We start from the raw sequence: 6,298 nt of genomic DNA, 5'->3' as shown, positions 1-6,298 counted from the left end.
CGGGTCGCACCGCCTTTACCCCGCCCCATGATCAGCCGCTACGCCCGCCCCGACGCCGTCGCCCTGTGGTCGCCCGAGACCAAGTATCGAATCTGGTTCGAGATCGAGGCCCACGCCGCGACCAGGATGGCCGAGCTGGGCGTCATCCCCCGCGAAGCCGCAGACGCCATCTGGGCCAAGGGCAAGGACGCGGTCTGGGACAGTGATCGCATCGACGAGATCGAGCGCACCACCAAGCACGACGTCATCGCCTTCCTGACCCACGTTTCTGAGACCGTCGGCGAGGAAGCCCGCTTCCTGCATCAGGGCATGACATCATCCGACGTGCTCGACACCTGCTTCGCGGTCCAGCTGGCCCGCGCGTCTGACCTGCTGATCACGGGCGTCGACCGGGTGCTGGCCGCGCTCGAGACGCGGGCGAAGGAACACAAGTACACGCCTTGCGTCGGCCGCAGCCACGGCATTCATGCCGAGCCGGTCACCTTCGGCCTCAAGCTCGCCGGCTACCACGCCGAGTTCCAGCGAGCCCGGCGGCGGCTGATGACGGCCCGGGAGGAGATCGCCACCTGCGCCATTTCCGGCGCTGTAGGCACCTTCGCCAACGTCGATCCGGCGGTGGAAGAATACGTCGCCGAAAAGATGGGCCTTTCCGTCGAGCCCGTCTCGACCCAGGTGATCCCGCGCGACCGCCACGCCGCCTTCTTCGCCGCCCTGGGCGTGGTCGCCTCCTCCGTCGAGCGACTGGCCGTCGAGATCCGCCATCTGCAGCGCACCGAGGTGCTGGAGGCCGAGGAACCGTTCGATCCCGGCCAGAAGGGCTCCTCGGCCATGCCGCACAAGCGGAACCCCATCCTGACCGAGAACCTCACCGGCCTCGCCCGCCTCGTCCGCTCCGCCGTGACGCCGGCGATGGAGAACGTCGCCCTCTGGCACGAGCGCGATATCAGCCACTCCTCCGTCGAGCGCGGCATCGGCCCGGACGCGACCATCCACCTGGATTTCGCCCTGCATCGTCTGGCGACCGTGATCGAGCGGCTGGTCGTCTATCCCGACAACATGGCCAGAAATCTGGATCGCCTCGGTGGCCTGGTGCATTCCCAGCGCGTGCTGCTGGCCCTCACTCAGGCCGGCGTCTCGCGCGAGGACGGCTATGCAGCGGTCCAGCGGAACGCGATGAAGGTCTGGCGCGGCGAAGGGAACTTCCTGGACTTCCTCAAGGCCGATCCCGACGTCGTCGTCCCCGACGCCGAGCTCGAGGCCCTGTTCGACCTCGGCTACCACACCAAGCATGTGGAGACGGTGTTCGAGCGGGTGTTCGGGGCCTGACACCCCCCTGCGACCTTTGCGGCGGCATGACGCAGCGACGTCTTTTCACGCATCCAGATCACCGGATCGTGCGTTGGTTTGATCGGTCCCGAAGAAGGGGGGCCTTCAACCTCAGGAAACCGCAATGACCCAACTTCGCACCCGCACGTTCGCTGCCGTATCGGCCGTCGCCCTGCTGGGCCTCGCCGCCTGCAACTCGGGCACCGAAACCGAGGCCCCGGCCGCCGAAGCCACCGCCGAGGCTCCGGCCGCCGCCGCGGGTACGGTCGTCACCGTCGCCCAGGGCAACCCGGACTTCACGACCCTGGTCAGCGCCGTCCAGGCGGCCGAACTGGTCGAGACGCTGAACGGCCCCGGCCCGTTCACGGTCTTCGCCCCGACCAACGCCGCCTTCGAGAAGATCCCGGCGGCCACGCGCGAAAGCCTGATGGCTCCGGCCGGCAAGGCCGACCTGACGGGCATCCTGACCTATCACGTCGTCTCGGGTAACGTCAGCGCCGCGGCCCTGGCAGAGCAGATCACCGCCGGCGGCGGTTCGGCCACCCTGACCACCGTTCAGGGCGGCACCTTGACGGCGCGCGCCGAAGCCGATGGTTCGATCACCCTGACCGACGCCGCGGGCAACACCTCGCGCGTGGTCCAGGCCGATGTGGCCGCGTCGAACGGCGTGATCCACGCCATCGACACCGTCGTGATGCCGGGCTGATCTTTCCGGTGAACCAAATGTCGTGCGCCGCATTTCGATGGGGCGCACGGCGCAAGGATATCGGGTGAGGCTTTCCCCCAGGCCCCCGATCGAGGAAGGGCCGCAGCCCCCGCTGCGGCCCTTTTTCGTGCCTGCGTGCCATCATCCGGCTGTGTCGATTACGGAAATTTAAGCGCTGCGGTTCGCGTCCACTGGCAACCTTGCCCGGTAGCTCCGTTCGAGCCGCCCCGCTCCGAGGGCGGCCCTGCATAGGAGACTACCCCGATGACCCGCATCTCGCGTTCGCTCCTGCTCGCCGTGTCGGCTATGGCCCTGACCGTCACGACCGTGTCGGCCCACGACCGGCCCCGCGCCGTGCGCTCAGCCCACGCCGCAGCGACCTCGACCACCCTGGTCGGCGTCGCCGCAGCGAATCCCGACTTCTCGACCCTGGTCACGGCGGTACAGGCCGCGGGCCTGGCCGACACGCTGTCCGGCAGCGGTCCTTTCACGGTCTTCGCCCCGACCAACGCCGCCTTCGACACGCTGCCGGATGGCACGGTCGAGCGCCTGGTCCAGCCGCGCCAGCGCGCCCAGCTGACCCGCATCCTGACCTATCACGTCGTGCCGGGCCGCATCTCCGCGTCCGACCTGGCCACGGCCGTCCGGGTCGGCGGCGGCAGCGCGACGCTGACAACGGTCGAGGGCGGACGGCTGACCGCCCAGGACGCCGGGCGCGGCCGTCTGCGCCTGACCGATTCGACCGGCGAGACCTTCTGGATCACGGCGGCGGACGTGAACGCGTCGAACGGCGTGATCCACGTCATCGACGGCGTCCTGACGCCGGGTCACTGATGCCGGGCCACTGACGCCCATCAGAAAGCAAAACGGCCGGCGGAGCGATCCGCCGGCCGTCATGATTCTGTGGCGATGCGGCGCTTACTCGCCGGCGCGGACCTGCTCGCGAGCCACCGAGGCCAGCTCGTCCATCTTGGACCGGATCTCGCCTTCCGAGACGCTGATGCCCGAACCCTTGAAGTCCTGATCCAGCTTGCGGAACACGTCCTCCTCGCCCGGCTGTTCGAAGTCGGCGCGGACCACCGCCTTGGCGTAGTCCTCGGCCGATTCCGGGCTCAGGCCCATCTTCTCGGCGGCCCACAGGCCCAGCAGCTTGTTCCTGCGGGCCATGGCCTTGAACTCTTGCTCCTGATCGAGGGCGTATTTGGACTCAAAGCCCTTTTCCCGATCGTTGAAGGTCGTCATGCGTGGTCGTGGCTCCTCGGGCCGACCGCGAACGGGCCAGCGGCCGTCGTCTATATCCCCCGTCGGCTCCAAGGCAATGGATAACGGCTCGCAGCCGGACGGTCGTGCACGGATCAAGCCCGGTGTGGCGCAGCGGTCTCGCTCCGGGTCGGCGTTTGTGTCGCAGGGCGATTTCAGCTAAGGCGGGCGCGAAACATTCCCCGCTCAGCTCGAGACCGGATCGCGCCGCCCAGACGAACCCTCTGGCCGCGCGATTTTCGTTTTCGGCGACGCCCAGAGAGGCCCGGTCAAGGACCGACATGATGACCCCCAAGCGCAAGAAGATCTACGAAGGCAAGGCCAAGATCCTCTACGAGGGCCCCGAGCCCGGCACCCTGATCCAGTACTTCAAGGACGACGCCACCGCCTTCAACGCCCAGAAGCGGGCGACGCTGGAGGGCAAGGGCGTGCTGAACAACAAGATCAGCGAGTTCATCATGATGCGTCTGAATGGCATCGGGGTGACCAACCACTTCATCAAGCGGTTGAACCTGCGCGAACAGCTGATCCGCGAGGTCGAGATCATCCCGCTGGAGGTCGTCTGCCGCAACATCGTCGCCGGCTCGCTGAGCCAGCGCCTGGGCATCGAGGAGGGCACGCCGCTGCCCCGCTCCATCATCGAGTTCTACTACAAGAAGGACGAGCTCAACGACCCGATGGTCACCGAGGAGCACATCACGGCCTTCAACTGGGCGAGCACCCAGGAGATCGACGACATCCTGGCCATGACGCTGCGGGTCAACGACTATCTGTCGGGCATGTTCGGCGCGGTCGGCATCACACTCGTGGACTTCAAAATCGAGTTCGGTCGGGTCTGGGAAAACGACTTCGCGCGCATCATCCTGGCCGACGAGATCAGCCCGGACAGCTGCCGCCTGTGGGACTCATCCACCGGCGAGAAGCTGGACAAGGACCGCTTCCGCCGCGACCTGGGCAACGTGATCGAAAGCTACGCCGAGGTGGCGCGTCGCCTCGGCATCATGAAGGACATGCCGACCGTGATTCAGGGGGGACTGCACTGATGGCCAAGGTCAAGGTTCACGTCTTCCTCAAGCCCGGTGTTCTGGACGTGCAGGGCAAGGCCGTCGAAGGCGCGCTGCAGGGCCTTGGCTGGGCCGGGGTGTCGAACGCCCGCGTCGGCAAGCTGATCGAGTTCGACCTCGACGGCGCCGAGGACCCCGCCGCCGAGGCCAAGAAGATGTGCGAGACGCTGCTCGCCAACACGGTGATCGAGAGCTACCGGATCGAGGTCGACTGAGCTTTGGCCGCAGCGCGGCTGTCTCGCCAACGATCATAGTTCTCCTTGGCCTCGCGGACATACGGTGAGCGGCTGATCAGGTCGAGCACCAGCCTGTTCACCCCCGACAACGGAAACGGCAGGGGTCGAATGAAGTCCACGAACAGGACGACCCTGAGTTGATCCGAGTCGTTGGCGGCGCTGTGAACAAAGCTGTCGTCGAAGATCAGGCTGCGACCGACGCTCCAGCTTCGCCGTTCTCCATCGACATCCAGCCACGCCTGGGTCTCGTCCTCAGGCACGACCAGCCCCAGATGATATCTCAGCACGCCTTTGTAAGGGCCCCTATGCGAGGGAATCCGCTTGCGCGGCTCCAGTATGGAGAAAAAGGCCGTGGTCATCCCCGGAATGCGCTGAAGCGCTTCCCAGGTCGCCGGACAGGCGCGGCAGTTCTCCGGAAAGTCCAGTCCGTAGCCGCGGAAGAAGTAGGTCTTCCATCGGCCGTCGTTCGTCAGCTTCTCCTGATCGCGGGAGACAACCTCGAATCCCGGAACCTCATCCAGCCGCAGCATGAGCTCTCGTAACTCACCCAGAATGTGAGGGGTGACGTCCTCGACTGCGGCGGTCCACGGAAACTCTTCTGGATCGAAGAAGGGACCGTCGCCATGGGGAGAAGCCCTGGCGATCCACGATTCCACATGGCGAATGAAGCCACCGGCCATCTGGAGGGTGCGGGGCGGGGCGACCTCGACGTCCTGGGTCACGGGTTCGATCCGATGCTGTCCATGATGGTCTCCAAGGCCCGATCGACAATCGTGCGATCCGCGTGGTCGAGATCGAAGCGCCTGCCCTGCCTGGTGTTCAGCCAGTCGATCATGTCCTCTGTCCGTCGGAGATAGAGCGCCAGCGGGTGAACGCGACCGGGATAGACCCGCGGCCCGCACGCGAGCGTTCCGCCCAGCACCTGGCGATAGAAGAGGTCGTGACGGCCACGCGCGGTGGCGACCATGCGTGAGGGAGCGACCCGCCGGGCGATGTGGATCGATGCGGCCAGCAGCCGGGTCGCGGTTCGCATCAGCTCAGCCGCACGGTCCTCTCGAACGCAGAATCCGCTTGAGTCGACCACCCGAAAGCCACTGTCGAGCAGCGGATCGATCACGTCGGAGAAAACGCTTCGCGCCGGTGAATGCCGAATGTCTCGTCCCGCGACATGGATGCGCATCATGCCGTGAATCTCACCTGCATGGCGCACGCCGACGATGATGCAGTTGGGGCTGGCGTCGAAGGCTTCGTCGGCGGTCCGGGTCGCCTCATCGAGGTTGCCAGAGGCGGCGAACAGGGTGCGACGGAAACGTGCAGCTTGCCGGACCTGTTCACCCGAACTGAAATGGACGAGGGATGCCGGCACGTCGCCTCCGAACTGCAGCGCTGGCAGAAAAGCATATCTTGACGTCAGAACTGAACACGCCCCACGAGCTCACGTTAGATTGAAGAAACCGCCTCTCAGGATGGATCACGCTCATGGCCTTCACCGTCACCTCCAACGACTTCGCCGACGGCGAGACCCTGCCTGACGCGCAGGTCTACGCCCACGGCAACCGCTCCCCGCACCTGAAATGGTCCGGCGCGCCGGAGGGGACGAAGTCGTTCGCCATCACCTGCTATGACCCGGACGCCCCGACCGGCTCGGGCTTCTGGCACTGGACGGTGGCCAACATCCCCGCCGACGTCACCGAGATCACGGCGGG

General features: G+C 66.3%; 9 protein-coding genes. 6 read left to right on the top strand and 3 right to left on the bottom strand.

Going from position 1 to position 6,298, the window contains the following annotated elements:
• Nucleotides 1–27 precede the first annotated feature (27 nt).
• The 3 genes from purB (at nucleotide 28) to IP78_RS08860 (ending at nucleotide 2,866) form a co-directional block, all read left to right on the top strand.
• Nucleotides 28–1,326, top strand: a complete 1,299-nt coding sequence (purB, locus tag IP78_RS08870; protein WP_054111325.1) for an adenylosuccinate lyase — start codon at nucleotides 28–30, stop codon at nucleotides 1,324–1,326.
• 124 nt (nucleotides 1,327–1,450) lie between these two features.
• Nucleotides 1,451–2,032, top strand: coding sequence for a fasciclin domain-containing protein (locus IP78_RS08865; RefSeq protein ID WP_054111324.1), 582 nt, complete (start codon nucleotides 1,451–1,453; stop codon nucleotides 2,030–2,032).
• Nucleotides 2,033–2,296: 264 nt separating this feature from the next.
• The gene (locus IP78_RS08860) at nucleotides 2,297–2,866 is read left to right on the top strand and encodes a fasciclin domain-containing protein (protein ID WP_082384927.1); all 570 of its coding nucleotides are present in this window, start codon (nucleotides 2,297–2,299) and stop codon (nucleotides 2,864–2,866) included.
• An 84-nt stretch (nucleotides 2,867–2,950) separates the two neighbouring features.
• Here the strand turns inward: IP78_RS08860 and IP78_RS08855 are convergent, their stop codons facing one another.
• The gene (locus IP78_RS08855; protein WP_054111323.1) at nucleotides 2,951–3,274 is read right to left on the bottom strand and encodes a DUF1476 domain-containing protein; all 324 of its coding nucleotides are present in this window, start codon (nucleotides 3,272–3,274) and stop codon (nucleotides 2,951–2,953) included.
• Between the two features lie 302 nt (nucleotides 3,275–3,576).
• Here IP78_RS08855 and purC point away from each other — a divergent pair, with 302 nt between their 5' ends.
• Nucleotides 3,577–4,335: a phosphoribosylaminoimidazolesuccinocarboxamide synthase gene (purC, locus tag IP78_RS08850; RefSeq protein ID WP_054111326.1), complete on the top strand. Its 759-nt coding sequence runs from the start codon at nucleotides 3,577–3,579 to the stop codon at nucleotides 4,333–4,335.
• Nucleotides 4,335–4,571 (top strand): phosphoribosylformylglycinamidine synthase subunit PurS, encoded by a 237-nt coding sequence (gene purS, locus IP78_RS08845; protein WP_054111322.1) that lies wholly within the window; start codon nucleotides 4,335–4,337, stop codon nucleotides 4,569–4,571. The genes purC and purS overlap by 1 nt, the downstream gene beginning before the upstream one ends.
• Here purS and IP78_RS08840 read toward each other — a convergent pair.
• A complete protein-coding gene (locus tag IP78_RS08840) occupies nucleotides 4,550–5,314 on the bottom strand; it encodes an aspartyl/asparaginyl beta-hydroxylase domain-containing protein (protein ID WP_054111321.1) in 765 nt (254 codons plus the stop codon). The two genes, purS and IP78_RS08840, sit on opposite strands and share 22 nt — an antisense overlap.
• Entirely contained in the window at nucleotides 5,311–5,958 is a 648-nt protein-coding gene (locus tag IP78_RS08835) for a hypothetical protein (RefSeq protein ID WP_054111320.1), read from the bottom strand. Before IP78_RS08835 ends, IP78_RS08840 begins: the two co-directional genes overlap by 4 nt.
• Before the next feature lie 113 nt (nucleotides 5,959–6,071).
• Between IP78_RS08835 and IP78_RS08830 the strand changes: the two genes are divergently transcribed.
• Nucleotides 6,072–6,298, top strand: a 227-nt coding sequence (locus tag IP78_RS08830; protein WP_156320344.1) for a YbhB/YbcL family Raf kinase inhibitor-like protein, incomplete at its 3' end; no start/stop codon positions are given.

The sequence above is a fragment of the Brevundimonas sp. AAP58 genome (assembly GCF_001295975.1).
Lineage (GTDB): Bacteria > Pseudomonadota > Alphaproteobacteria > Caulobacterales > Caulobacteraceae > Brevundimonas.
Note: the sequence above shows the minus strand (reverse complement) of the source record. Positions and strands in the feature narration are given on the sequence as shown.

Excerpts from the sequence above, each read along its gene's own strand:
- purB (WP_054111325.1), top strand. The coding sequence starts at position 28 with ATGATCAGCCGCTACGCCCGCCCCGACGCCGTCGCCCTGTGGTCGCCC.
- IP78_RS08865 (WP_054111324.1), top strand. The coding sequence starts at position 1,451 with ATGACCCAACTTCGCACCCGCACGTTCGCTGCCGTATCGGCCGTCGCC.
- IP78_RS08860 (WP_082384927.1), top strand. The coding sequence starts at position 2,297 with ATGACCCGCATCTCGCGTTCGCTCCTGCTCGCCGTGTCGGCTATGGCC.
- IP78_RS08855 (WP_054111323.1), bottom strand. The coding sequence starts at position 3,274 with ATGACGACCTTCAACGATCGGGAAAAGGGCTTTGAGTCCAAATACGCC.
- purC (WP_054111326.1), top strand. The coding sequence starts at position 3,577 with ATGACCCCCAAGCGCAAGAAGATCTACGAAGGCAAGGCCAAGATCCTC.
- purS (WP_054111322.1), top strand. The coding sequence starts at position 4,335 with ATGGCCAAGGTCAAGGTTCACGTCTTCCTCAAGCCCGGTGTTCTGGAC.